General features: G+C 43.4%; 19 protein-coding genes, 10 pseudogenes and 1 other annotated feature. All 29 genes and pseudogenes read right to left on the bottom strand.

All coding sequences use genetic code 11. The annotated features are described in order from the left end of the window. Window position 1: 1 nt before the first annotated feature. A complete protein-coding gene (rpmC, locus tag JCM19055_RS18375; RefSeq protein ID WP_042360785.1) occupies window positions 2–205 on the bottom strand; it encodes a 50S ribosomal protein L29 in 204 nt (67 codons plus the stop codon). Beyond that, complete coding sequence (gene rplP / locus JCM19055_RS18370; protein WP_042360784.1) at window positions 195–629, bottom strand: 50S ribosomal protein L16; 435 nt, start codon at window positions 627–629, stop codon at window positions 195–197. Before rplP ends, rpmC begins: the two co-directional genes overlap by 11 nt. A 2-nt stretch (window positions 630–631) precedes the next feature. Next, window positions 632–1291 (bottom strand): 30S ribosomal protein S3, encoded by a 660-nt coding sequence (gene rpsC / locus JCM19055_RS18365; protein ID WP_042360783.1) that lies wholly within the window; start codon window positions 1289–1291, stop codon window positions 632–634. A gap of 3 nt (window positions 1292–1294) precedes the next feature. Then, window positions 1295–1636: a 50S ribosomal protein L22 gene (gene rplV, locus JCM19055_RS18360; protein ID WP_042360782.1), complete on the bottom strand. Its 342-nt coding sequence runs from the start codon at window positions 1634–1636 to the stop codon at window positions 1295–1297. 19 nt (window positions 1637–1655) lie between these two features. Further along, window positions 1656–1925, bottom strand: a pseudogene (rpsS, locus tag JCM19055_RS18355) (30S ribosomal protein S19); the annotation flags it as partial. Window positions 1926–2035: 110 nt separating this feature from the next. Further along, window positions 2036–2874 (bottom strand): annotated as a pseudogene (rplB, locus tag JCM19055_RS18350) (50S ribosomal protein L2). Window positions 2875–2902: 28 nt separating this feature from the next. After that, window positions 2903–3191 (bottom strand): annotated as a pseudogene (gene rplW / locus JCM19055_RS18345) (50S ribosomal protein L23). Further along, entirely contained in the window at window positions 3191–3811 is a 621-nt protein-coding gene (gene rplD, locus JCM19055_RS18340; protein WP_042360780.1) for a 50S ribosomal protein L4, read from the bottom strand. Before rplD ends, rplW begins: the two are co-directional and overlap by 1 nt. Before the next feature lie 27 nt (window positions 3812–3838). Further along, window positions 3839–4468, bottom strand: a complete 630-nt coding sequence (rplC, locus tag JCM19055_RS18335) for a 50S ribosomal protein L3 (RefSeq protein WP_042360779.1) — start codon at window positions 4466–4468, stop codon at window positions 3839–3841. 71 nt (window positions 4469–4539) lie between these two features. Next, window positions 4540–4848, bottom strand: coding sequence for a 30S ribosomal protein S10 (gene rpsJ / locus JCM19055_RS18330; RefSeq protein WP_042360778.1), 309 nt, complete (start codon window positions 4846–4848; stop codon window positions 4540–4542). A gap of 617 nt (window positions 4849–5465) precedes the next feature. Next, window positions 5466–6657, bottom strand: a pseudogene (gene tuf / locus JCM19055_RS18325) (elongation factor Tu). A 102-nt stretch (window positions 6658–6759) separates the two neighbouring features. Next, window positions 6760–8837 (bottom strand): annotated as a pseudogene (gene fusA / locus JCM19055_RS18320) (elongation factor G). Window positions 8838–8882: 45 nt separating this feature from the next. After that, window positions 8883–9353 carry a 30S ribosomal protein S7 gene (rpsG, locus tag JCM19055_RS18315; RefSeq protein ID WP_042360777.1) on the bottom strand — a complete coding sequence of 157 codons (471 nt, stop codon included), beginning with the start codon at window positions 9351–9353 and terminating at the stop codon, window positions 8883–8885. 52 nt (window positions 9354–9405) lie between these two features. Further along, window positions 9406–9819: a 30S ribosomal protein S12 gene (gene rpsL / locus JCM19055_RS18310; protein ID WP_042360776.1), complete on the bottom strand. Its 414-nt coding sequence runs from the start codon at window positions 9817–9819 to the stop codon at window positions 9406–9408. A gap of 53 nt (window positions 9820–9872) precedes the next feature. Further along, window positions 9873–10223: a ribosomal L7Ae/L30e/S12e/Gadd45 family protein gene (locus JCM19055_RS18305; protein ID WP_081833822.1), complete on the bottom strand. Its 351-nt coding sequence runs from the start codon at window positions 10221–10223 to the stop codon at window positions 9873–9875. 79 nt (window positions 10224–10302) lie between these two features. Further along, window positions 10303–13913 (bottom strand): annotated as a pseudogene (gene rpoC / locus JCM19055_RS18300) (DNA-directed RNA polymerase subunit beta'). 133 nt (window positions 13914–14046) lie between these two features. Then, entirely contained in the window at window positions 14047–17565 is a 3519-nt protein-coding gene (rpoB, locus tag JCM19055_RS18295) for a DNA-directed RNA polymerase subunit beta (RefSeq protein WP_042360775.1), read from the bottom strand. Between the two features lie 338 nt (window positions 17566–17903). Then, window positions 17904–18505 (bottom strand): annotated as a pseudogene (locus tag JCM19055_RS18290) (class I SAM-dependent methyltransferase). 118 nt (window positions 18506–18623) lie between these two features. Further along, entirely contained in the window at window positions 18624–18986 is a 363-nt protein-coding gene (rplL, locus tag JCM19055_RS18285) for a 50S ribosomal protein L7/L12 (RefSeq protein ID WP_042360774.1), read from the bottom strand. Between the two features lie 38 nt (window positions 18987–19024). Beyond that, window positions 19025–19522 carry a 50S ribosomal protein L10 gene (gene rplJ, locus JCM19055_RS18280; RefSeq protein WP_042360773.1) on the bottom strand — a complete coding sequence of 166 codons (498 nt, stop codon included), beginning with the start codon at window positions 19520–19522 and terminating at the stop codon, window positions 19025–19027. Window positions 19523–19552: 30 nt separating this feature from the next. Beyond that, window positions 19553–19700: a sequence feature (ribosomal protein L10 leader region), on the bottom strand. 49 nt (window positions 19701–19749) lie between these two features. Continuing rightward, window positions 19750–20444 (bottom strand): annotated as a pseudogene (gene rplA, locus JCM19055_RS18275) (50S ribosomal protein L1); the annotation flags it as partial. A gap of 174 nt (window positions 20445–20618) precedes the next feature. Next, window positions 20619–21043: pseudogene (rplK, locus tag JCM19055_RS18270) on the bottom strand (50S ribosomal protein L11). A gap of 140 nt (window positions 21044–21183) precedes the next feature. Beyond that, window positions 21184–21720, bottom strand: a complete 537-nt coding sequence (nusG, locus tag JCM19055_RS18265; protein WP_042360771.1) for a transcription termination/antitermination protein NusG — start codon at window positions 21718–21720, stop codon at window positions 21184–21186. Window positions 21721–21773: 53 nt separating this feature from the next. Continuing rightward, window positions 21774–21953, bottom strand: a complete 180-nt coding sequence (secE, locus tag JCM19055_RS18260) for a preprotein translocase subunit SecE (protein WP_042360770.1) — start codon at window positions 21951–21953, stop codon at window positions 21774–21776. Between the two features lie 261 nt (window positions 21954–22214). Further along, window positions 22215–22883 carry an RNA polymerase sporulation sigma factor SigH gene (gene sigH / locus JCM19055_RS18255; protein ID WP_042360769.1) on the bottom strand — a complete coding sequence of 223 codons (669 nt, stop codon included), beginning with the start codon at window positions 22881–22883 and terminating at the stop codon, window positions 22215–22217. Window positions 22884–22954: 71 nt separating this feature from the next. After that, entirely contained in the window at window positions 22955–23467 is a 513-nt protein-coding gene (locus JCM19055_RS18250; RefSeq protein ID WP_042360809.1) for an NYN domain-containing protein, read from the bottom strand. A gap of 13 nt (window positions 23468–23480) precedes the next feature. After that, window positions 23481–24225 (bottom strand): annotated as a pseudogene (gene rlmB, locus JCM19055_RS18245) (23S rRNA (guanosine(2251)-2'-O)-methyltransferase RlmB). After that, entirely contained in the window at window positions 24225–24626 is a 402-nt protein-coding gene (locus JCM19055_RS18240; protein WP_042360768.1) for a Mini-ribonuclease 3, read from the bottom strand. The pseudogene rlmB and the gene JCM19055_RS18240 overlap by 1 nt, the downstream one beginning before the upstream one ends. Before the next feature lie 3 nt (window positions 24627–24629). Then, window positions 24630–26027, bottom strand: coding sequence for a cysteine--tRNA ligase (cysS, locus tag JCM19055_RS18235; RefSeq protein WP_265182335.1), 1398 nt, complete (start codon window positions 26025–26027; stop codon window positions 24630–24632). Between the last annotated feature and the right edge of the window lie 3 nt (window positions 26028–26030).

The raw sequence follows: 26030 nt of genomic DNA, 5'->3' as shown, positions 1-26030 counted from the left end.
ATTATCCACGAGTAATGCCGAGTTCTCTTTCACGAAGAACTGTGTTGGCTCTAGCAATTTCTTTACGTACGTGACGGATGCGGGCAGGATTATCCAACTGTCCAGTGGCTAACTGGAAGCGAAGGTTGAACAATTCCTCTTTTAGAGTCTTTGTTTGTTGTTCGATTTCAGTTGTTGTAAGATCTCTAATCTCTTTAGCTTTCATTTGCCTCACCACCCATATCTTCACGTTTTACGAATTTACATTTGATCGGAAGTTTGTGCGACGCTAGACGCAAAGCTTCACGTGCAACCTCTTCGTTCACACCTGCAATTTCAAACATGATTTTACCTGGCTTTACTACTGCTACCCAGCCTTCAGGAGCACCTTTACCGGAACCCATTCGAACTTCTAGAGGCTTTGCAGTGTAAGGCTTATCAGGGAAGATCTTAATCCATACTTTACCGCCACGTTTCATGTAACGAGTCATCGCGATACGTGCCGATTCAATTTGACGGTTTGTAACCCAAGAAGCTTCGAGAGCTTGAAGGCCATACTCGCCAAAGTTCACTTCAGTCCCGCCTTTTGCACGACCTTTCATGCGGCCGCGGAATTGACGGCGGTATTTCACGCGCTTAGGCATTAACATAATTAGTTGCCTCCTTCCTGTTTGCTCTTACCTTTCGTGGGAAGGACCTCTCCACGGTAGATCCAAATTTTAACACCGATTTTACCAAACGTAGTATCTGCTTCAGCAGTTCCGTAATCGATATCAGCACGTAGTGTGTGAAGTGGAACTGTACCTTCGCTGTAGCTTTCAGAACGAGCCATGTCAGCTCCGCCTAGACGTCCGTTAACTTCTGTACGGATTCCTTTAGCTCCAGAACGCATTGTACGTTGGATCGATTGTTTCATTGCACGACGGAATGAAACACGGTTTTCGAGTTGACGAGCGATATTTTCTGCTACGAGACGAGCATCCATATCTGCTTGCTTAATCTCTGAAATGTTGATGTGTACACGCTTGCCAGTCATATCGTTGAGCTTCTTACGAAGAGCTTCAACTTCTGAACCACCTTTACCAATAACCATTCCTGGCTTGGCAGTGTGAATGTTGATGTTCACACGACGTGCAGCACGTTCGATTTCAATTTTAGAAAGTGACGCGTCTTTAAGACGCTCTTCTAGGAATTCACGAATCTTTACATCTTCGTGTAAAAGATCAGCGTAGTCCTTTTCTGCATACCATTTAGACTCCCAGTCACGAATGACTCCGATTCGAAGACCGACAGGATTTACTTTTTGACCCACGTTCTATCCCTCCTTCTTCTCAGAAACAATAATAGTGATATGGCTTGTGCGCTTGTTAATACGTGAAGCACGTCCTTGTGCTCTTGGACGGAAACGTTTTAAAGTAACGCCCTCATCTACGTAAGCCGCACTAACATATAAGTTTTCTGCGTCGAGTTCGTAATTGTGCTCAGCGTTTGCAATAGCAGAGTTGAGGACTTTCTCAACGATCGGTGATACACCTCTTGGTGTATGACGAAGAATTGAGATCGCTTCTCCAACTTCCTTACCACGGACAAGATCAATAACCATCCGAGCTTTACGAGGAGCAACACGAACTTGTTTAGCAACTGCTTTAGCTTGCATGAGTGAACCTCCTCTCTAATTAACGGCGCTTCGTTTTTTTGTCGTCTTTATCGTGTCCACGATACGTTCTAGTTGGCGCGAATTCACCGAGTTTGTGACCGACCATATCTTCTTGGATGTATACTGGCACGTGCTTACGACCATCGTATACAGCGATCGTGTGTCCGACGAATTGCGGGAAAATCGTAGAACGACGAGACCAAGTTTTAATTACTGTTTTGCTATTCTCATCCATCGCTTCTACCTTCTTAAGCAAATGACTGTCAGCAAAAGGTCCTTTTTTTAAGGCTGCGTCCCATGCGAAAGCCTCCCTTCAAATGTGTAAAGTGACGATGATAGCGCCCCAGTTAAAGAAGTAGTTCTTACCACCGTCAGGCGCTTATTCGTCTTGTTCTCCGATTACTTACGCTTATGGTTGCGACGGCGAACAATATATTTATCTGAGTCTTTCTTGCCTTTACGAGTCTTGTAACCGATCGCAGGTTGTCCCCAAGGTGAAACTGGAGCCACACGTCCGATTGGTGCACGACCTTCACCACCACCGTGAGGGTGATCAGCTGGTTCATTGCAGAACCACGAACGACTGGACGTTTGTTCATCCAACGGCTACGTCCTGCTTTACCAATGTTAATGAGCTCGTGCTCAAGGTTTCCAACTTGACCGACTGTCGCACGGCAAGTAGAAAGAATCAAGCGGTTCTCGCCTGAACGTAGACGGATAAGAGTGTACTTACCTTCACGTCCAAGAATTTGAGCTTGCGCACCTGCAGCACGTACGAGTTGAGCACCAGCACCAGGCTTAAGCTCGATGTTGTGTACGTTCGTACCTACTGGAATGTCTCTAAGTTCAAGCGCGTTTCCTACTTTAATATCTGCATCAGAACCAGAGAAGAGTTTATCTCCTACTTTAAGTCCTTTTGGCGCGATGATATAACGCTTTTCACCATCGATGTAGTTAATCAAAGCGATGTTCGCAGAACGGTTCGGATCGTACTCAATAGTTGCTACACGACCTTCGATGTGATCCTTGTTACGCTTGAAATCGATGATACGGTATTTACGCTTATGACCGCCACCTTGATGACGAGTCGTTAAACGACCGTGATTGTTACGTCCAGCACGCTTCGATAAAGGAGCGAGCAATGTACGTTCCGGTTTATCCGTTGTAATCTCAGAGAAGTCTTTCCCTGTCATGAAACGACGACCGTTAGTGGTCGGTTTATAACGTTTTACTGCCATTTTGGTTTCCCTCCTTACTTATTTGATCTTAAGCTTCGCCGAAGATTTCGATCTCTTCGCTGTCTGCTGTAAGCGTAACGATCGCTTTTTTTCTTCGCTGGCTTAAAGCCTTCGAAACGTCCAAAACGACGATACTTTTGCTTGTATTTAATCGTGTTGACTTTCAAAACATCAACTTCGAAGATTTCTTCGATCGCTTGTTTGATTTGAGTCTTGTTCGCTCTAACGTCAACCTCGAATGTGTACTTCTTATCTTCCATCTGCTCAGTAGAGCGTTCCGTAATGACCGGGCGCTTGATTAAATCGCGTGCATCCATTAGCTCAGCACCTCCTCTACTCTCTCAACAGCTTCCTTCGTGATAATCACTTTGTCGTAGTTGATAACGTCAAGTACGTTTACGCCAGTGGCAGTAATTGTTTTGACGTTAGGCAAGTTGTTAGCAGACTTTTCAACGTTAGCGTTACGCTCTGCTGTAACGACAAGAGTTTTCTCAGCTGAAAGACTGGAAAGAATGTTGATCATATCCTTTGTCTTTGGAGCATCTAAGCTTAATTCATCTAATACGATAAGTGCATCGTTTTGAACTTTATCAGATAGAACTGATTTCAAAGCAAGACGACGAACTTTCTTCGGTAACTTGTAGCTGTAGCTGCGTGGTGTTGGTGCGAAAATCACACCACCGCCCTTCCAAATTGGGGAACGGCTTGAACCGTGACGTGCACGACCAGTACCTTTTTGACGCCAAGGTTTCGCTCCTCCGCCTCGTACTTCAGAACGTGTTTTTGCTTTTTGAGTTCCTTGACGAAGAGAAGCTTGTTGCATCACAACAGCGTCGTGAACAACATTTTCGTTCGGTGTAATCCCGAAAACGGCTTCAGCGAGTTCAACGTCGCCTACTTGTGATCCGCTTTGATTAAATACCGTTACTTTCGGCATGATAAGACTCCTCCTTTCCTCAAAACATTAGTTGCCTTTAATAGCACTCTGGATTTTGACGTAGCTCTTTTTAGCTCCTGGTACGTTTCCTTTAATAAGAAGCAAGTTGCGCTCTTCGTCCACTTGAACAACTTCAAGGTTCTGAACAGTAATTTGGCCGCCACCCATTTGACCTGGGCCTTCCATGCCTTTAATTACTTTTGCATCTTGCATCGTACCAAGTGAACCTGGACGACGATGGTAACGTGAACCGTGGCTCATAGGTCCGCGGGCTTGGTTATGGCGCTTAATTGCACCTTGGAAACCTTTACCCTTTGAAGTTCCAGTTACATCGATGATGTCGCCAACTTCAAATGTATTTACGCTGACCGTTTGACCGATTTCATGACTCGCAACATCGATATTGCGGAATTCACGAACGTAGCGCTTGGGCGCCGTGCTTGCTTTATCAGCATGGCCTTTTTCCGGTTTAGTAGAGCGTACAGGTTTCTTGTCGTCAGCTCCTAACTGAACCGCATCGTAACCATCATTTCCTTGTGTTTTCAACTGCATGACAACGTTTGGATCTGCTTGAACGACTGTTACTGGTACTACTTCTCCGTTCTCGCTAAAAATCTGTGTCATGCCGATTTTTCTACCCAAGATTCCTTTGGTCATCAGTCACACCTCCTGTAATAAATTACTTTAATAATTGTTTGTCCAAATAGACATCCTAACTAAAACGTTGATTAGAGTTTGATCTCAATGTCAACGCCAGATGGTAAATCTAAGCGCATAAGAGCGTCCACCGTTTGTGGTGTTGGACTGATAATATCGATAAGACGCTTGTGTGTACGCATCTCAAATTGCTCACGAGAGTCTTTGTACTTATGAGTCGCACGAAGGATCGTGTAGACAGAGCGTTCTGTTGGTAATGGGATCGGTCCGGATACGTTAGCACCTGAACGTTTCGCAGTATCAACAATCTTCTCTGACGACTGATCTAGAATGCGGTGATCATACGCCTTTAATCGAATACGAATTTTCTCTTTTGCCATGTTTAGCCCTCCTTTTTATCGCCTGATTTTCAGACCTACTCCGCAGAAATCCCACACACCCATCATGGCAAAGGGGCCGGGTGTGTCAGCAACCTTCTGCATCATCGCAATGACAACATAAAAACAGGAAATCCCGTGCGGATCTCCAACTTTGTCACACTTTTACTATTATAAAGGCTTTGCGCCTTGAATGCAAGGGGATTACGAAAGGAATTTCTTGCCTTGTTGTATCATTCAACAGACTTTGTTTGGTTTTCAATCACCAAACTTCATTATAACAAAAACAAACCACTAATGGAAGTATTCATTAGTGGTTTGTTTTTATTTCAGGATGGTGTTTCATCATCTTTAAAAATCATGTCAACGAGCTGTTGGAAACCGTCAATTTGATCTGTAATTAAAAAAAGCCGGCAAAAGTAAAACTGCTAACACTAACGCAGAACTAGACAAGATAACTCTTGTAACCATCTTTTTCATGATCTTCAAGACTGTTCCCTCCCTTTGGGTAAACAACATTATACTCTCACTATTCAAAATAGCAAGAGTAAATGTGTCTAACTTGTGACAGGGGGATTTAATAAAAAAAAGCACCCGCAAATGCGAGTGCTTTCGTAGCATTACTTAGTGATTGTAGAAACAACACCAGAACCTACAGTACGTCCACCTTCACGGATTGAGAAACGAGTACCGTCTTCAATCGCGATTGGAGAGATTAATTCAACTTCCATTTCAGTGTTATCTCCAGGCATAACCATTTCGATGCTTTCTGGAAGATTTACAACACCTGTTACGTCAGTTGTACGGAAGTAGAACTGTGGGCGGTAGTTGTTGAAGAATGGCGTGTGACGGCCACCTTCTTCTTTTGAAAGAACATAAACTTCAGCTTTGAAGTTCGTGTGTGGAGTGATTGTACCAGGCTTAGCTAGTACTTGACCACGAGTGATGTCCTCACGGTCAACACCACGAAGAAGTGCTCCAATGTTGTCACCAGCTTCAGCGTAGTCAAGAAGTTTATGGAACATCTCAACACCTGTTACTGTTGATTTTCTAGACTCTTCAGTGATACCGAGGATTTCGATCTCGTCACCTACGTTAAGAACTCCACGCTCAACACGGCCAGTCGCTACTGTACCACGACCAGTGATTGAGAATACGTCCTCAACAGGCATCATGAAAGGCTTATCTTTGTCGCGCTCAGGAGTTGGGATGTAAGCATCCACTTCGTTCATAAGCTCAACAATTTTCTCTTCGTAAGAAGCGTCGCCTTCAAGTGCTTTAAGTGCAGAACCAGCAACAACTGGAATGTCGTCTCCTGGGAAGTCGTACTCAGAAAGAAGGTCACGTACTTCCATTTCTACAAGCTCAAGAAGCTCTTCGTCGTCTACCATGTCAACTTTGTTAAGGAAAACAACCATTGAAGGTACACCTACGTTACGAGAAAGTAGGATGTGCTCGCGAGTTTGTGGCATTGGGCCATCAGCCGCAGATACTACAAGAATCGCTCCGTCCATTTGTGCAGCACCAGTGATCATGTTTTTAACATAGTCAGCGTGACCTGGGCAGTCAACGTGTGCATAGTGGCGGCTTTCAGTTTCGTACTCAACGTGAGAAGTTGCGATTGTGATTCCACGCTCTTTCTCTTCTGGAGCACCGTCAATTGCGTCATACGCCATTGCAGTACCTTTACCAGATTTTTTTATGAAGTACAGTTGTAATTGCAGCAGTTAGTGTTGTTTTACCGTGGTCGACGTGTCCAATTGTACCAATATTGGCATGCGTCTTGGAACGGTCAAATTTTTCTTTAGCCATTTGAGGATATCCTCCCTTAAATTAGTATATTTATAAAGCAAGAAAGGCTTAGGTGCTAACTAAAGCACGCTGCACCCTTCAAACTATTTAACTTGTTGGTGATTACTCACCAGTGTTTTTCTTGATGATCTCTTCAGAGATACTCTTAGGAACTTCTTCATAGTGATCGAAGAACATAGAGTACGTTCCACGTCCTTGCGTGTTTGAACGAAGTGCTGTCGCATACCCGAACATTTCAGCAAGTGGAACGAACGCGCGGATAGTTTGAGCGTTACCGCGTGCTTCCATACCGTCAACACGTCCACGACGTGAAGTGACATCACCCATAACGTCTCCCATGTATTCTTCTGGAACAACAATCTCAACTTTCATGAGTGGCTCTAGAAGAACTGGAGAACATTTCGATTTAGCTTCTTTGAATGCCATTGATGCAGCAATCTTAAACGCCATCTCGTTTGAGTCAACATCATGGTAAGAACCGTCAAAGAGACGAGCTTTAACGTCAATTACAGGATAACCTGCAAGAAGACCATTTTGCAATGATTCTTCAATTCCTTGTTCAACAGACGGAATGTATTCACGTGGAACTACACCACCAACGATGCCGTTCTCAAATTCAAAGCCTGCGCCCTCTTCATTAGGAGAGAACTCAACTTTAACGTGACCATACTGTCCACGACCACCAGACTGACGTACGAACTTCCCTTCAACTTCAGCAGCTTGGCGAATTGTCTCACGGTAAGATACCTGAGGAGCACCTACAACTGCTTCAACTTTGAATTCGCGCTTCATACGGTCAACGATGATGTCAAGGTGAAGCTCACCCATACCAGCGATAACAGTTTGACCTGTTTCTTCGTCAGTATACGTTTTGAATGTTGGGTCCTCTTCAGCAAGCTTACCGAGGCAACACCCATTTTGTCTTGATCGGCTTTAGACTTAGGCTCAACAGACAATGAGATTACTGGTTCTGGGAAGTCCATTGATTCAAGAATCACTAGGTTCTTCTCATCACAGAGTGTATCTCCTGTTGTTGTATCTTTAAGACCTACACCTGCAGCGATGTCTCCAGAGTAAACCGTTTTGATTTCCTCACGAGTGTTCGCATGCATTTGAAGGATACGACCGACACGCTCACGCTTGTCTTTAGAAGCATTCTTAACGTATGAACCAGAATCTAATGTTCCAGAGTACACACGGAAGAATGTCAATTTACCAACGTAAGGGTCTGTCATAACTTTAAATGCAAGAGCAGAGAAAGGACCGTTGTCGTCAGCTTCACGTACAACCTCTTCGTCGCTGTCTACTTTGTGTCCTTTGATCGCAGGAACATCAGTAGGAGCTGGAAGGTAGTCAATAACCGCATCGATCATTGGCTGAACACCTTTGTTCTTAAATGCAGAACCACAAAGAACTGGGTAGAATTGTACAGTAAGTGTTGCTTCACGAATTGCAGATTTGAGTTCTTCGTTGCTGATTGTGTCACCATCAAGATAACGCATCATTAACTCTTCATCAAATTCTGCTACCGCTTCAACTAGTTTCTCACGGTATTCATCTGCTAATTCACGGTGATCTTCAGGGATTTCACGAGTTTCCGTGTTTTGCCCTAAATCATCAAGATAATAGTAAGCTTTCATCTCAACAAGGTCGATGATTGCTTCAAAATCATCCTCAGCACCGATTGGTAGCTGAATTGGATGCGCATTTGCATCTAGACGATCATTTAGCGTCCCTACAGAGTATAGGAAGTCTGCACCCATCTTATCCATTTTGTTTACGAATACGATTCGTGGAACGTGATAAGTGGTTGCTTGACGCCAAACTGTTTCTGTTTGTGGCTCAACGCCTGATTGAGCATCTAGAACCGCAACAGCGCCGTCAAGAACACGTAGCGAACGCTCTACTTCAACAGTAAAGTCTACGTGTCCTGGTGTATCAATGATGTTAATACGATGATCTTTCCAAGAAGCAGTTGTCGCAGCAGAAGTAATTGTAATTCCACGCTCTTGCTCTTGAGACATCCAGTCCATCTGTGATGCACCTTCGTGTGTTTCACCAATTTTATGAGTACGACCTGTATAGAACAAGATACGTTCTGTAGCAGTCGTTTTACCGGCATCGATGTGAGCCATGATCCCGATATTACGTGTTTTCTCCAAGGAGAATTCTCTAGCCATGGTTTACACTTTCTCCTTTCAGCTAAATTCAGCTGATATTTATTTTTACCAGCGGTAGTGAGCGAACGCTTTGTTCGCTTCAGCCATACGGTGCGTGTCTTCACGTTTCTTAACAGCAGCACCTGTGTTGTTTGAAGCATCAAGAATTTCATTAGCTAGACGCTCTTCCATTGTCTTTTCTCCACGTAGACGAGCATAGCTTACTAACCAACGAAGACCAAGAGTCGTACGACGGTCAGGTTTTACTTCGATTGGAACTTGATAGTTTGCACCACCTACACGGCGAGCTTTAACTTCAAGTACTGGCATGATGTTCTTTAGTGCTTGATCAAAAACTTCAACTGGATCTTGACCACTGCGTTCACGGACGATGTCAAATGAAGCGTAAAGAATGTTTTGCGCTTTACCTTTTTTACCATCAACCATGATGCGGTTAATCAAACGCGTTACCAATTTAGAGTTGTAGATCGGATCGGCAAGCACTTCACGACGAGGTACAGGACCTTTACGAGGCATAACCAACCCTCCTTTCTGTCTCTATAGACGGGTTAAATCCCATTTAAATGTATTACTTCTTAGAACGTTTCGTACCATATTTAGAGCGACCTTGTTTACGGTCTTGGACACCAGCAGTATCCAATGCACCACGAACGATGTGGTAGCGTACACCTGGTAAGTCCTTAACACGACCACCACGGATGAGCACAACGCTGTGCTCTTGTAGGTTGTGTCCGATTCCTGGAATGTAAGCCGTAACTTCAATTCCGTTCGTCAAACGCACACGAGCATATTTACGAAGAGCCGAGTTCGGTTTCTTCGGTGTCATCGTTCCAACACGAGTACAAACCCCTTGTTTATGAGGAGAAGCTAAGTCCGTTTGAACCTTCTTAAAGCTGTTGTAGCCTTTGTTCAAAGCTGGAGCATCAGACTTCTTTGTTTTGCTTTTACGTCCTTTACGAACGAGTTGATTCATAGTTGGCATGATGTTTCCTCCTTCCTTCTATACTTCTCATGCAGCTTGCAAGATGAACCCTTCTAAATCAGCATTTTATAAGACCACTGTTCCAGGTGTTCACGTATGGGCAAAAGTAATGTTCTTACTAGCGGGAAACATGCACCCGCCAGTAAAAACATCGTTACTTTTTTTATCGCTACAGCCGCAGCATTGACCTCAATACCACAAGCTTTGCCGAGCTTTCTCATTGATGAAACGGTTGTTAAAGGCGTTCGCTTTCGTTTCGCTATGTCGATGACTTGCTTCGTTACTAAAACATCCGCATCAGCGGCAATGTAAGCTTCTTCAGCCAGTTCGGCTGATATTGCTTTCACTGTCGCTTTGACACCTACATAACGCTCACTTGCGTCCGCAATTCTATGATACGACATATCTTCACCTCAACACCGGTGAAATACGCGCACTTTGACATCTTATCAAACACGTCCTTAAGTGTCAACAGCAATTATATCAATCGTAACCTACTGTCTCTACTTCAGGTGCTGTTTCTTTTTCACTATCAGGTGTCTCGCCTTTTAGGCTACGGTATCTTTGCATACCTGTACCGGCAGGAACGAGCTTACCGATAATAACATTTTCCTTAAGTCCTAGCAATGCATCTTTACGTCCTTTAATTGCAGCATCTGTAAGGACACGAGTTGTCTCTTGGAATGAAGCTGCCGATAAGAAGGAATCCGTCTCAAGGGATGCTTTCGTAATTCCGAGAATAACAGGTGTTCCAACAGCAGGACGCTTACCTTTACGAAGTACATCGATATTCGCCTTATGGAACGCGTTAACTTCAACGAGTGTTCCTGGTAATACATCTGTATCTCCAGAATCCATAACACGGATCTTTCTAAGCATTTGACGAACCATAACCTCGACGTGCTTATCTCCGATTTCTACCCCTTGCATACGGTATACTTTCTGCACTTCTTTCAAGAGATACATTTGAACTTCATCAATACCCGTTACTTGAATTAACTCTTTAGGGTCAATTGAACCTTCAGTTAATGCTTCGCCAGCTTCAACTCGATCACCCTCAGCAATACGTACACGAGCACCATAAGCTGTCGTATAAGAACGAGTTTCGTATTCTCCACGAATAACGACTTCTTTCTTATCTCCAGCATCACGAATCTCTTCCACTGTACCACTAAGCTCAGTAATTAATGCCTGACCTTTCGGGTTACGAGCTTCAAATAACTCTTGAATACGCGGAAGACCTTGAGTGATATCGTCCCCGGCTACACCACCTGTGTGGAATGTACGCATTGTAAGCTGCGTACCTGGCTCACCGATTGACTGAGCAGCGATGATCCCGACTGCTTCCCCAACCTCAACATCACTACCTGTTGCAAGGTTGCGTCCGTAACATTGGTTACATACACCGTGTGACGTATCACACGTAAATACTGAACGGATCTTAAGTTCTTTAACACCTGATTCTACGATAGTCTTTGCAAGCTCTTCATGAATTAATTCATTCGGCTTGACAAGTACATCTCCAGTTTCAGGATGCTTTACTGTTTGGAATGAGAAACGTCCAACGAGACGATCGTATAGATTCTCAATCTCTTCTGTTCCATCACGCAATGCTGATACGACAAGCCCACGGTCTGTTCCACAATCATCTTCACGAACGATAACGTCCTGTGCAACGTCAACGAGACGACGTGTAAGATAACCTGAGTCAGCCGTTTTAAGTGCTGTATCGGCAAGTCCTTTACGGGCACCGTGCGTCGAGATAAAGTACTCGAGTACAGTTAAACCTTCACGGAAACTAGATTTGATTGGAAGTTCAATAATACGTCCAGACGGGTTTGCCATCAATCCACGCATACCTGCAAGTTGCGTAAAGTTTGAGGCGTTACCACGCGCTCCAGAATCACTCATCATGAAGATCGGGTTAGACTTATCCAGCGTCTTCATCAGACGTCCTTGAATGTCGTCTTTTGCGTCACTCCAGATTGAGATAATCTTGTCGTAACGTTCTTCTTCCGTAATTAAACCACGGCGGAACTGCTTAACGACCTTAGATACTTGCTCTTCTGCAGCATCAAGGATCTCTTGTTTTTCAGCTAAAACAACAATGTCAGCGACACCAACAGTAAGGCCTGCTTTCGTTGAATAGAAGAAACCGAGCTCCTTCATGCGGTCTAGCATTCGTGATGTTTCAGTGACTTGGAACTTCTTAAATACTTCTGCGATTACATCACCAAGGAAGCCTTTCTTAAACGGTGACACGATTGGGCGCTCTTGGAATGTTTTCTTTACGTCGGTTCCTTGAGGAACAAAATACTCAAGTGGCGTCGCTTGTTCTAAGTTCTTCGCTGATGGTTCATTAATATAAGGGAACGATTCAGGAAGAATTTCGTTGAACATAAGCTTACCGATACTCGTTAAAAGCAAATGACCTTTCGCTTCTTCAGGGAACGTCGTCTTTTCAATCGCGCTGACTGGAATCGCAATACGGGAATGCAAATGCACATAACCGTTTTGGTATGCAGTCAATGCTTCGTCACTATCTTTAAATACCGAACCTTCTCCAACTGCATTTTCACGCTCAAGAGTGAGGTAGTAGTTTCCGAGTACCATATCTTGTGATGGTGTTACTACTGGCTTGCCGTCTTTCGGGTTCAAGATGTTTTGAGCAGCTAGCATGAGTACACGTGCCTCGCTTGCGCTTCTGCCGATAGTGGTACGTGGACCGCCATTTGGTCACCATCAAAGTCGGCGTTGTATGCCGTACATACGAGTGGGTGTAGTTTAATCGCACGTCCTTCTACTAACGTAGGTTCAAATGCTTGAATCCCTAGTCTATGCAGTGTAGGTGCGCGGTTTAGAAGAACTGGATGCTCTTTAATTACTTCTTCTAATACGTCCCAAACTTCTGGTTGTACACGATCAACTTTACGCTTAGCACTCTTAATGTTGTGTGCTTGCCCTTTAGCGACGAGCTCTTTCATAACAAACGGCTTAAATAGTTCAAGCGCCATCTCTTTCGGGAGACCACATTGATACATTTTAAGGTTTGGACCTACAACGATTACCGAACGGCCAGAGTAGTCAACACGTTTACCGAGAAGGTTTTGACGGAAACGTCCTTGCTTACCTTTCAGCATGTGAGACAGTGATTTAAGAGGACGGTTACCCGGTCCTGTTACTGGACGTCCACGACGACCGTTATCAATCAATGCATCAACAGCTTCTTGGAGCATACGCTTCTCATTTTGTACGATGATGCTTGGTGCACCAAGGTCAAGAAGACGCTTCAAACGGTTGTTACGGTTAATTACACGACGATACAAATCATTAAGGTCTGATGTCGCAAAACGACCACCATCTAATTGCACCATCGGGCGAAGTTCTGGTGGGATTACTGGAAGAACATCTAAAATCATCCATGAAGGCTCATTCCCAGAGTTACGGAATGCTTCGATCACTTCAAGACGCTTAATTGCACGCGTACGACGTTGTCCTTGTGCTGTTTCTAATTCTTCTTTTAACATCTTCACTTCTTTATTTAAGTCAAGATCAGAGAGAATTTTACGGATCGCTTCAGCACCCATTTGCGCTGTGAAAGAACGACCGTACTTATCGTAGTACGCTCGGTATTCTTTTTCTGAAAGCAATTGCTTGTATTCAAGTGGTGTATCCCCTGTATCTGTAACCACGTAAGAAGCAAAGTAAATAACTTCTTCTAATGAACGTGGTGACATGTCGAGGACTAGACCCATACGACTTGGAATACCTTTAAAATACCAAATGTGTGAAACAGGAGCCGCAAGCTCAATATGTCCCATTCGCTCACGACGCACTTTCGCACGTGTTACTTCAACACCACAACGGTCACATACAACACCTTTGTAGCGAACACGCTTATATTTCCCACAATGACATTCCCAATCTTTTTGGGGTCCGAAAATACGCTCACAAAACAAACCGTCTTTTTCAGGTTTAAGAGTACGATAGTTAATCGTCTCCGGCTTCTTCACTTCACCACGAGACCAGCTGCGGATCTTATCCGGTGAGGCTAGACCTACTTTCATGTATTCAAAATTATTGACATCGATCAAAGGGTGACCCTCCCTTTCCTGCGCTCTGTTGTCAAAGGGGCTAAATGGCGATAGTAAACATCAAACGTGCAAAAGAAAGATCCAGCTTTGGAACTTTCTTTTGCAACTTCCCTTTAAGCGTTCTCCGTAGATTCTAACTTAAGTTCATTCGATCGTTTGATTGTTCTTCTTCGTCGTCCAGCTCTTTCATTTCAATCTCTTCTTCATTGCTTGAAAGCATTTTTACATCCATACCTAAACTTTGAAGCTCTTTAATCAATACTTTAAATGATTCAGGAACTCCTGGTTCTGGTACGTTTTCACCCTTAACGATGGCCTCATACGTTTTAACACGTCCGACAACATCATCTGATTTCACCGTTAAGATTTCTTGCAACGTGTATGCAGCGCCGTATGCTTCAAGCGCCCATACCTCCATCTCACCGAAACGCTGACCACCAAATTGAGCTTTACCTCCAAGTGGTTGCTGTGTAACGAGAGAGTAAGGTCCAGTTGAACGAGCGTGTAGCTTATCGTCAACCATGTGTGCAAGTTTAATCATATACATGACACCGACAGATACTCGGTTATCAAAGGCATCTCCTGTACGACCATCGTAGAGAATTGTTTTACCATCTCGAGCCATACCCGCTTCTTCTAACGTCTCCCAAACATCTTCCTCACGCGCACCATCAAATACTGGTGAAGCAACATGAATACCAAGCTGACGTGCAGCCATTCCTAAGTGCATTTCAAGCACTTGTCCGATATTCATACGCGATGGTACCCCAAGTGGGTTAAGCATGATGTCAATTGGTGTTCCGTCAGGCATATATGGCATATCTTCTTCTGGAAGAATTCGAGAGATAACACCCTTATTACCGTGACGACCGGCCATCTTGTCACCTTCGTTGATCTTACGCTTTTGAACGATATAGACACGAACAAGTTGGTTTACGCCTGGTGGTAATTCATCGCCATCTTCACGGTTAAAGATCTTCACGTCAAGGATGATTCCATCCCCACCGTGCGGAGCACGAAGTGACGTGTCACGCACTTCACGAGCTTTCTCACCGAAGATTGCATGAAGTAAACGCTCTTCTGCTGTTAGTTCCGTCATCCCCTTAGGAGTGACTTTACCAACGAGAATGTCGCCGTCTTTGATCTCAGCACCGACTCTAATGATTCCTCGCTCATCAAGATTACGAAGTGCATCTTCACCGATGTTTGGTATATCACGAGTAATCTCTTCTGGTCCGAGCTTCGTATCACGTGATTCCGATTCGTATTCTTCAATGTGAATCGAAGTAAAGACATCGTCTTTAACGAGTCGTTCACTAAGGATAATGGCATCCTCATAGTTGTAACCGTCCCAAGTCATAAAACCTACGAGTACGTTACGTCCAAGGGCCATTTCCCCTTTATCCATAGAAGGACCATCTGCTAGAACTTCACCACGATCAACAACGTCACCTTCAGCAACGATTGGACGTTGGTTATAACTCGTTCCTTGGTTAGAACGGATATATTTAGACATGCGGTACACGTCATCATCTGTTTCAACTTCTTTACCTTCAACGTCAACCAAGCGACGAATTCGAACTTCACGAGCAGTTACTCGCTTAACGACACCACGGTGCCTTGAAACAACTGCTGCTCCGGAGTCTTTAGCAGAAACATATTCAATACCCGTACCAACTACTGGCGCTTCTGGCTCTAGTAACGGAACCGCTTGACGCTGCATGTTCGCTCCCATTAAGGCACGGTTCGAGTCATCATTCTCTAAGAATGGAATCGAAGCCGTTGCGGCAGAAACGACTTGCTTTGGTGATACGTCCATGTAGTCGATGCGATCTTTACTTACGATCGTATTTTCTTCACGGAAACGAGCAATAATGTTATCATCCACGAACGTTCCATCATCTTGTAACTTCGCATTCGCTTGTGCAACGACGTAATTATGCTCTTCATCAGCAGTCAGGTAATCAATTTGTGCAGTTACTCGACCTGTTTCAGGATCAACACGGCGATACGGCGTTTCCATAAAGCCAAACGCGTTCACTTTTGCATAACTGGAAAGTGAGTTGATCAAGCCGATGTTCGGACCTTCCGGCGTTTCAATTGGACACATACGACCGTAGTGAGAATAGTGAACGTCTCGAACTTCCATTCCTGCACGCTCACGAGTAAGACCACCTGGTCCAAGCGCTGATAAACGACGCTTATGCGTCAACTCAGCTAATGGGTTCGTTTGATCCATAAACTGAGACAACTGTGAACTACCGAAGAACTCTTTAATTGACGCGATCACCGGGCGAATGTTGATTAACGCCTGTGGTGTAATTTGACTAGGGTCTTGAATCGACATACGTTCACGTACGACACGCTCCATACGGGAAAGACCAATTCGGAATTGGTTTTGTAGTAATTCTCCAACTGAACGAAGACGACGGTTTCCTAGGTGATCGATATCATCTGTGTTTCCAACCCCATGTAAGAGGTTAAAGAAGTAACTGATTGACGCAATAATGTCTTCAGCAGTAATGTTCTTAATGCTTCGGTCAATCTCACCGTTACTGATCACCTGAATTGTTTGCTCACCTTCAGGATCATTCGGTGCATAAATCTTAATTGATTGAACGGTAATATCTGTATCTTCAACGACACCATCTGCAACAGTGTACGTTTTAAATCCTAGATCATTTTCGAAGTAAGGAAGTAGACGATCCAACGTACGACGATCGATTAATGAACCTTCCTCTGCAATCACTTCACCAGTTTCAGGATCTGCTAGTGTTTCAGCCAACACTTGATTAAAGAGACGATCTTTAATGTGAAGTTTCTTATTGATCTTATAACGACCTACATTTGCAAAGTCATAACGTTTCGGATCAAAGAAACGGGACTCTAAAAGACTACGAGCATTATCTACTGTTGGTGGCTCACCAGGACGTAGACGCTCATAGATTTCTAGTAAAGCTTTCTCCGTGTCTTCGGTATTATCTTTCTCTAATGAGTTACGCAAGTATTCGTTCTCACCAATAAGATCAACAATATCTTGGTCCGCACCAAATCCGAGTGCACGCAACAATACAGTAACAGGAATCTTTCTTGTACGATCGATTCTTACGTATACGATGTCTTTTGCATCGGTTTCTAATTCAAGCCAAGCACCACGGTTCGGAATGACAGTTGCAGTGAAACCTTTCTTGCCATTCTTATCGGTCTTACGGCTATAATATACACTTGGAGAGCGGACGAGCTGGGAAACGATGACACGTTCGGCACCATTAATCACAAATGTACCTGTATCCGTCATTAATGGGAAATCGCCCATGAATACTTCTTGTTCTTTAACTTCTCCTGTTTCTTGATTCATCAAACGAACCTTTACTCTAAGTGGTGCAGAGTACGTGACGTCTCGTTCTTTAGAATCCTCTACAGAATATTTCGGTTCACCTAAGCTGTAATCAATGAATTCCAGCACGAGGTTACCCGTAAAATCTTCAATTGGTGAAATGTCTTGAAACATCTCACGAATTCCTTCGTCAAGAAACCATTGATAGGAAGCTGTTTGAATCTCAATGAGATTAGGAAGGTCTAATACTTCACTAATCCGCGCGTAGCTTCTTCGCTGGCGATGGCGTCCATACTGAATGAGTTGACCTGTCAACGAATTCACCCCTCAAATCCGCGTATTTTTTTAACTGAAAATATCCCTTTAGTCCCGGCATGACTGTACCATTCATTGTGAAAATGGGGGATGTAATCAAACACATCAATGTGATTGATGCCGAAGTTCATTTAAGAAACTTCGTGAATGCACAAAAAGGCTCATACTTAATAGGATAAAAATACCAACCTTTTTTTCTCGTATTCACTTATTGTTCCCGTTCATCATAACCTTTATACTTCCTTTTTTAACAACTTTTTTTGTTCTAAAAAAAGTACGGTTATACGCATTAGATGATATTATCACAAACCGAGTTCAAGGTCAAATATTTTTTTCATTTATTTATAGCATCGATAGAGAGAGTAACCTTTGCTCTTCCCTTCTTCTACGACTTCTTTGAACAACTCTTCTAATTTCTTTTTCGTAGAAGGGGCACCTTGCTTTTTCTGAATAACGACCCAGAGTTCCCCTCCATCAACTAATCGTTTGTGGGCTTCTTCAAAAAAAATGATGCACAACCGCTTTCCCCGCTCGAATAGGAGTTTGTGACGATCGATGCAAATGTTTTCTCTTCCGGAATCGCTTCATACCCCGACCCATGAACGATTGTTACCTGTTTCTCTACGTGATTGCGAGCCGCATTATCTTTCGAAAGCTGGACTGCGCGTTCATTCACATCAGTCATCCAAATTTCTCTACCTGTATCGCTTGCAATCGATATACCTAGCGGACCATAGCCACAACCAACATCTAATACCGGACCATCAACTGCAGGGGCTTGATACGTATCTGCCAAGAACATACTGCCAAAATCGACGCCACCTTTAGAAAAAACCCCTCGATCTGTTAAAAACGTATAGTCTTTCTCTTTAATTGTAACCCCAACCGTTTGTCGCTCACTACTTACCGTTGGTTTTTTATCATAATAATGCGCGGACAACTACTTCACCTCTTCTCTTAGAAACTTCTATTAAGAATCTTTTCTTTAGAAATTACGTTATTTAAACGAAAAGACTCCCCCACATATCGCAGGGAAGTCTTTTCATATAGAAGTCAAATTACTTGATTTCTACTTGTGCACCAGCTTCTTCAAGTTGGCTCTTCATGTCTTCAGCTTCGTCTTTGCTTACGCCTTCTTTAAGTGTCTCAGGGGCACCGTCAACAAGCGCTTTTGCTTCTTTAAGACCAAGACCTGTGATTCCACGAACAACTTTGATAACGCCGATCTTAGAAGAACCAGCAGAAGTAAGAACTACGTTAAATTCTGTTTGCTCTTCAGCAGCACCTGCGTCTCCTCCACCAGCTACTGCAACTGGAGCTGCAGCTGTTACACCAAACTCGTCCTCGATTGCTTTAACTAGGTCGTTCAACTCAAGAACTGTCATGCTCTTGATTTCTTCAATAATTTGCTCTTTAGCCATTGTATATTCCTCCTTCAGGAATGTTAAAAATTAGGTGCTTACGCACTTTCTTCTTTTTGATCTGCGACTGCCTTAGAAGCCAATGCAAAGTTTCTGATTGGCGCTTGTAGTACGCTGAGTAGCATAGATACAAGTCCTTCGTAAGAAGGAAGTTCAGCAATCTTCTTAATGTCTTCAACAGAAGTTACGCTACCTTGAATAACACCCGCTTTAATTTCTAAAGCTTCGTTTTCTTTCGCGAACTCGTTTAAGACTTTCGCTGCTGCTACTGCATCTGTTTTGCTCGTAGCAATCGCTGTTGGACCTACAAGTGTTTCGTCAAGCTCTGTAAGGCTTGTCTCAGCTGTTGCGCGACGAGTCAATGTGTTTTTGTACACTTTGAGCTCAACGTCTGCAGCACGGAGTTTGTTACGCAATTCCGTGTCTTGACTCACGCTTAGACCACGATAATCAACAAAAATGATTGACTCACTGCTGTTAAATTTCTCGACGATCTCATCAACAACTGCTTGTTTTTGTTCGAGTACACTGCCCATTGTTCCACCTCCTGAAAAATTTGCCGTTCAGAGGATCAAAAAAAACTCCCCTGTCCATGAAGCACACAGACAGAGGAGATTCCGAATGACACGCAGTGTCATTTTATAGGATCGATACCTCGGCAGGATTTACGCACAATCGTGCACCTACTGTCTGCGGCAGTATATTTAGCTATTAACCGTTTTTAATTATATAAAACGGTTACCCAAAAGTCAATACGGCAAAATTAGCCAGAGATTCCAGCAGTACTTACTTTAACACCAGGTCCCATAGAAGAAGAAACCGCGATGTTTTTCATGTACGTACCTTTTGCTGCAGAAGGCTTAGCTTTTGCAAGGATATCAACAATTGTCTTGAAGTTTTCGAGCAATTGCTCTTCTGTAAATGACACTTTTCCAATTGGAACGTGTACATTTCCAGCTTTTTCAACGCGGTACTCAACTTTACCCGCTTTGATTTCATTGACAGCTTGTGTAACATCCATTGTTACAGTACCCGTCTTAGGGTTTGGCATAAGGCCTTTTGGTCCAAGAACACGACCAAGCTTACCAACTTGCGCCATCATGTCTGGTGTCGCAACAACAACGTCAAAGTCCATCCAACCTTGTTGATTTTGTTAACGAGTTCTTCTTCACCTACAACGTCTGCGCCAGCTTCTTCAGCTTCTTTAGCCTTTTCACCTTTAGCGAAAACGAGTACACGTTGAGTTTTACCAGTTCCGTTTGGAAGGACAACAGCGCCACGGATTTGTTGGTCCGCTTTACGAGGGTCTACTCCAAGACGTACTGCAACCTCAACTGTTTCATCAAAGTTTGCCGGAGCAATCTTTTTCACAAGCTCAATGGCTTCGCTTGCATTGTATTCTTTATTTACATCGACTTGTTTCTTAGCGTCTGCATATTTCTTACCGTGTTTTTTTAGCCATTTCTAACAACTCCTCTTTTTGTGGTTTTAACGGTTTGACCTCCCACGCTTAATCGCTAGAGAAGATTCATTCCTTTTAGAAAGACGACTGCTTCGTAACAACAATCAAGGTTGCAAATGACCCGTTAGAAGGCTCATCGCAACCTGTCTTGATCATTTTATAAGGATTAATTATCCTTCAACAGTGATACCCATGCTGCGTGCTGTACCTTCGATCATCTTAACAGCAGCATCAATATCAGCAGCGTTCAAGTCTCCATCTTCGTTTCAGCGATTCCACGTACTTGCTCAGCAGTTACTGATGCAACCTTCACTTTGTGTGGTTCTCCAGAACCAGACTTAACGCCAGCTGCTTCTTTAAGAAGAATTGCTGCTGGTGGAGTCTTTGTCACAAACGTAAATGAACGGTCTTCATAAACAGTAATCTCTACAGGAATGATAGTTCCTGTTTGCTCCTGTGTACGTGCGTTGAACTCTTTACAGAAGCCCATGATATTTACACCAGCCTGACCAAGGGCAGGACCGACCGGTGGTGCCGGGTTAGCTTTACCTGCAGGAATCTGTAGCTTAACTACGGTTTCAACTTTTCTAGCCACGCGACACACCTCCTTCGTTCGTAATGTGGTGTTTCGGGTTGTTACACCCTCCCACTTATTGACCAACTGTCAGCAAGACAGTTGAAGCAAACATAAAAATCTTATCACTTATACTTGCCTTTTTCAAGTGGAAAATCCAGTTATGAAAGTTTTTCGACTTGATGGAACTCAAGTTCAACAGGAGTCTCTCGTCCAAACATGTTGACGTGGACTTTGACTTTTTGCTTCTCGAGACTAATCTCTTCCACTGTACCTGTAAAGTCTGTAAATGGTCCTTCTTTAACTTTCACCGACTCTTTAATTTCAAGATCTACTTCAGCTTTCGGTGCTTCAACACCCATTTGACGTAGAATCGAGTCAACTTCATCTGGCAAAAGCGCTGTCGGTTTCGAGCCAGCACCTGAAGAGCCAACAAAACCTGTTACTCCTGGTGTGTTTCGAACGACATACCATGAGTCATCGGTCATGACCATTTCTACAAGCACGTACCCAGGGAACGTCTTACGATTTACCGTTTTTGTCTTTCCGTTCTTCGTTTCTGTTTCTTCTTCCACAGGAACGAGCACACGGAAAATCTTATCGAGCATTTCCATTGACTCGACACGTTTCTCTAGGTTTGCTTTAACTCTGTTTTCATACCCAGAATACGTATGAACAACATACCAATTCTTCTCCATAGGTAGTCAGCCTTTCAGGCTGCCGCCCTCCTCTCTATACAACAAAAATACGCTTATAGGAACAGCCTAACAAGTTCCGAGAAAGCAAAATCAACAATGGCAAAGAAGATTGACATGAAAATTACCGTTACGAGGACAATCTTCGTATATTTAAAAAGCTCACTCGGCGTCGGCCAAGTTACTTGTTTCATTTGTTTGCCGACTTCTTTTAGAAATTGCACTGGATTGGTCACTTGCAGGACACCCCCCGAAAATATGAAAACGTAGTTTCAAGCGTATCAATATTTCTGAACATAAAAAAAACAACCGTATCGACGGCGTTTTGAGTGGATTGCTTTCATCTATCATTATAGCCAAAAATCTCAATCTACTATACAGTCGCAGAATATCATAGAACGAAACAACTGTCAATGAAGCACAAGGCCACACGACCTTGCACCACAGCTAAATCTCAAAACCAATAGAAGATTCTGCTATTTTAAATTGTAAAAATATTAAGTGTGTACGTATCTTTTCTCAACGTAACGTTCGAGCTTACGCTTCACTCGTTGTAATGCGTTATCAATTGATTTCACGTGACGATTCAAGTCAATCGAAATCTCTTGGTACGATTGTCCTTCCAAATATAACCTTAATACCTGTTGCTCAAGTTCACTTAGCACTTCGCTAATCTTCAATTCAATGTCTGTTAGTTCTTCTTGATTAATGAGCATTTCTTCGGGGTTACTAATTAACGAACTGCAAACCACATCCATTAATGTACGATCCGACTCTTCATCATACATCGGCTTGTCCAATGAAACATATGAATTCAACGGGATGTGTTTCTGACGAGTGGCTGTCTTTATAGCCGTTATAATCTGACGTGTAATACAAAGTTCTGCAAATGCCCGGAACGATGAAAGCTTGTCCCCATTAAAATCTCGAATGGCTTTGTAGAGGCCGATCATTCCTTCTTGAACAATGTCTTCATGATCTGCACCGATTAAGAAATATGACCTTGCTTTCGCACGTACGAAATTCTTGTACTTGTTGATTAATTGTTCCAAAGCAGTGGAGTTCCCGTAACGAACAGCTTCTACGAGTCTTTCATCTTCGCTGATTACATCCTTGTTCTCTGATCTAACAACCGTCTGATTGTTTTCTAAGACGTATGCGCTCATGACAATCCCTCGCCCTCGACTTCGGTGTGTGTGAACTAAGTATATAGCAGTCCAGGACGAGAATCAATAAGTCAATGACCTTTTCGACGCCATTTGTCAAAGAATTCAGCAACTTCTTCACTAAGCGCAATGTTCCCTTTTTTTGAGGTTGACTCGACATCTTTTACGGCTTGTCCAATCGTACGTTCGACATCTTCAACTTGAAGTCGCAACTCTCTTGCTGAAGTACGTAACGCACCATTAGCAAAGATAACCCGCTGCTCTACGTGATCTGACGTTGCGACATAGATTTGCGTGTTCACGTTCTTCAATTGTTTTGCTAGCCGTTCAATCCGCTCATCAGCCGTTTCTTTTTGCCTCGTATAGATGACTTCAACTCGGTAGAGGTGATCTTTCGCACCGATTCCTTTTACAAGGTGTGCATCAAACACAATGATGACATTGCGCCCAGTGATCGCCTGGTATTCAGCCATCTTTTCAATGAGCGCATCTCTTGCATCAATCAACGATTGTTTTTTTAGTTTAACGAGTTCCGGCCAATCTCCGATAATATTATAGCCGTCAACAATCACATACTCTTTCATCATCACCGCACCCCTACGAGCGCTTTCTTTGAACTTCGTACATAAAAAGACTTCCGGCAACCGCTGCATTGAGCGAGGTAACTTGTCCCATTAGAGGGATGCTATACAAAAAAATCACACGATTCTTTTACGAGACGGCTCATTCCCTTGCCTTCACTTCCAATAATTAGACCGAGTGGCATGGAAGCATCCAATTGCTTAAAATCTCCGTCGCCTTTTGCATCACTACCAATCATCCATAATCCACGTTCTTTGAGTTCAGCAATCGTTCTAGCCATATTCGTTACTTTGACGACAGGTACGTGAGCAATTGCTCCCGCTGAAGCTTTCGCAACTGTAGACGTAAGCCCGCTCGCTCCACGCTTTGGAATGATCACCCCATCTGCACCTGCTGCATCTGCCGATCGAAGAATAGACCCTAAGTTCTGTGGATCTTCAATGCCATCAAGCAAAATAAAAAAAGGCGCGGTGCCTTTCGCTTCTGCACGTTGGAATAACGTTTCCATGTCCGAATAGTTGTGCGCTGCAATGGAAGCGATAATGCCTTGATGGTTTTTATGGCCCACAAGTGTATCGACTTTTTGTTTAGGAACAAAATTCACGACGATGTTTTGCTCTTTAGCCTTTTGAGTAATCTCATGAATGGACGCCTTTTTGACTCCTTCAGCTACCCAAATCTTTTGCACTGATTGCGAAGAACGTAACGCTTCAGTAACCGCGTTTCGTCCCGCCAACCATTCATCTTGTTGTTCTTTCATCATGATTCCTCCTCATCAGTCCTAGCAATCGCCTCGTTCATCAATTGTTCCAAACGGGTCTTATCACACGCAAGGTGCACATAACCAATCAACGCTTCAAAGCCTGTACTATATCGATACGTTTGAACGTCTGTGTTCTTCGGCAAACTTCCCGATTTCGCATTACGCCCTCTGCGGACAATTGCTTCTTCTTCTTCGGTTAATTGCTCATTTTCTAACCAGTAATGAAGCGCACTCGCCTGTGCTTTTGCACTCACATATGACGTTGCCGCTTTGTGCAGTTCATTCGGTTTTGCCATTCCCCTTTGTACGAGGAAAGAGCGTACATGCAGCTCATAAACTGCATCGCCGATGTACGCTAATGTTAATCCGTTTAACTGTTTATACTGTGAAGATTGCATCGTTTAAACCCTCTTCCATCTCGTCCCTTGAGCCGTATCTTCCAACAGAATGCCACGCTCTTTTAAATCATCACGAATTCGATCTGACTCTTGGAAATTACGCTCACTTCTTGCTTGAATCCTTTGTTCAATTAACGTCTCAATCTCATCATCAAGAAGTTCCGCTTCTGGTACAAACGATACGCCAAGTACTGTGCCCCACTCTTTTAGTGTTGTCATCATTAATTCTAATACACGTTTAGAAGTGTTTGGTTCCTGTAGGTAGCGATTTCCTTCTCGAACAAACTCAAAAACATTCGTAATCGCATTCGCAGTATGGAAATCATCATCCATATCATCAATAAAACGCTTTTTAAATTGCTCAATGCGATTTTCCATCACATCTGATTCACCTAAGTCAGCCGTTTCTTGGATTCGATGTTGAACGTTTTCAGCAAACGTGTGGATTCTTACTAGACCTGACTTCGCTGATTCAAGTAACTCGTTGTTAAAGTTTAACGGATGGCGATAATGCGCTTGTAAAATGAAGAATCGAATGACACTAGGATCATACGCTTTAATCAGATCATTTACTAACACAAAATTACCGAGTGACTTTGACATTTTTTTCGTTATCGATTTGAATGTAACCATTGTGTAACCAATAGTTCGCCATCTTCTTTTCATTAAGGCTTCTGATTGAGCCACTTCATTTTCATGGTGTGGAAACGCAAGGTCTTGACCCCCCGCATGGATGTCAATTGTGTCACCGAGGTATTTCTTAACCATTGCTGAACACTCAATATGCCAACCCGGTCTCCCCGAACTCCACGGCGCTTCCCAATTCACTTCCCCATCCTTTGCCTTCTTCCACAATGCAAAGTCTAACGGATCACGCTTTTGTTCACCTACATCAATACGTGCACCTGAACGAAGGTCATCGATCGATTGACCTGACAACTGCCCGTATGAAGGGAACGCTTTTGTATGGAAGTAAACGTCTCCGTCCGCTTCATAAGCATAACCTTTATCAACTAACGCTTGAATAAACTCTATAATCTCAGGCATCGTCTTCGTTACACGCGGGTGTTCGTCGGCTTCTTTCACACCGAGCGCTTTCGTATCCTCATGGAATTTCTCAATAAAACGTTCCGCTAGCTTAAAAGCATCTTCTCCATTTTCTTTAGCAGCTTTAATAATTTTATCATCAACATCTGTAAAGTTTGATACGTATTCCACTTCGTATCCTTTATATTGTAAATACCTGCGCACCATGTCAAATACGACGACAGGACGTGCGTTCCCAATGTGAATGTAATTGTATACCGTAGGTCCACATACATACATTTTCACTCGCCCTTCTTCTAAAGGACGAAACTCTTCTTTACTACGAGTTAACGTATTGTACATATGAATAGCCATCGG

Origin of the sequence: Geomicrobium sp. JCM 19055 (assembly GCF_000698185.1) — a bacterium.
GTDB lineage: Bacteria > Bacillota > Bacilli > Bacillales > Marinococcaceae > Geomicrobium_A > Geomicrobium_A sediminis.
Note: the sequence above shows the minus strand (reverse complement) of the source record. Positions and strands in the feature narration are given on the sequence as shown.

Coding starts and splice junctions, on each gene's coding strand:
- rplP (WP_042360784.1), bottom strand. CDS start 629: ATGTTAATGCCTAAGCGCGTGAAATACCGCCGTCAATTCCGCGGCCGC.
- rplL (WP_042360774.1), bottom strand. CDS start 18,986: ATGGCTAAAGAGCAAATTATTGAAGAAATCAAGAGCATGACAGTTCTT.
- rplV (WP_042360782.1), bottom strand. CDS start 1,636: ATGCAAGCTAAAGCAGTTGCTAAACAAGTTCGTGTTGCTCCTCGTAAA.
- rplD (WP_042360780.1), bottom strand. CDS start 3,811: ATGCCGAAAGTAACGGTATTTAATCAAAGCGGATCACAAGTAGGCGAC.
- sigH (WP_042360769.1), bottom strand. CDS start 22,883: ATGAGCGCATACGTCTTAGAAAACAATCAGACGGTTGTTAGATCAGAG.
- rpsL (WP_042360776.1), bottom strand. CDS start 9,819: ATGCCAACTATGAATCAACTCGTTCGTAAAGGACGTAAAAGCAAAACA.
- rplJ (WP_042360773.1), bottom strand. CDS start 19,522: ATGGGCAGTGTACTCGAACAAAAACAAGCAGTTGTTGATGAGATCGTC.
- JCM19055_RS18305 (WP_081833822.1), bottom strand. CDS start 10,223: ATGTCGTATCATAGAATTGCGGACGCAAGTGAGCGTTATGTAGGTGTC.
- cysS (WP_265182335.1), bottom strand. CDS start 26,027: ATGGCTATTCATATGTACAATACGTTAACTCGTAGTAAAGAAGAGTTT.
- JCM19055_RS18250 (WP_042360809.1), bottom strand. CDS start 23,467: ATGAAAGAGTATGTGATTGTTGACGGCTATAATATTATCGGAGATTGG.
- rpmC (WP_042360785.1), bottom strand. CDS start 205: ATGAAAGCTAAAGAGATTAGAGATCTTACAACAACTGAAATCGAACAA.
- rplC (WP_042360779.1), bottom strand. CDS start 4,468: ATGACCAAAGGAATCTTGGGTAGAAAAATCGGCATGACACAGATTTTT.
- rpsG (WP_042360777.1), bottom strand. CDS start 9,353: ATGCCTCGTAAAGGTCCTGTACCTCGTCGTGAAGTGCTTGCCGATCCG.
- rpsJ (WP_042360778.1), bottom strand. CDS start 4,848: ATGGCAAAAGAGAAAATTCGTATTCGATTAAAGGCGTATGATCACCGC.
- nusG (WP_042360771.1), bottom strand. CDS start 21,720: ATGGAGAAGAATTGGTATGTTGTTCATACGTATTCTGGGTATGAAAAC.
- JCM19055_RS18240 (WP_042360768.1), bottom strand. CDS start 24,626: ATGCAATCTTCACAGTATAAACAGTTAAACGGATTAACATTAGCGTAC.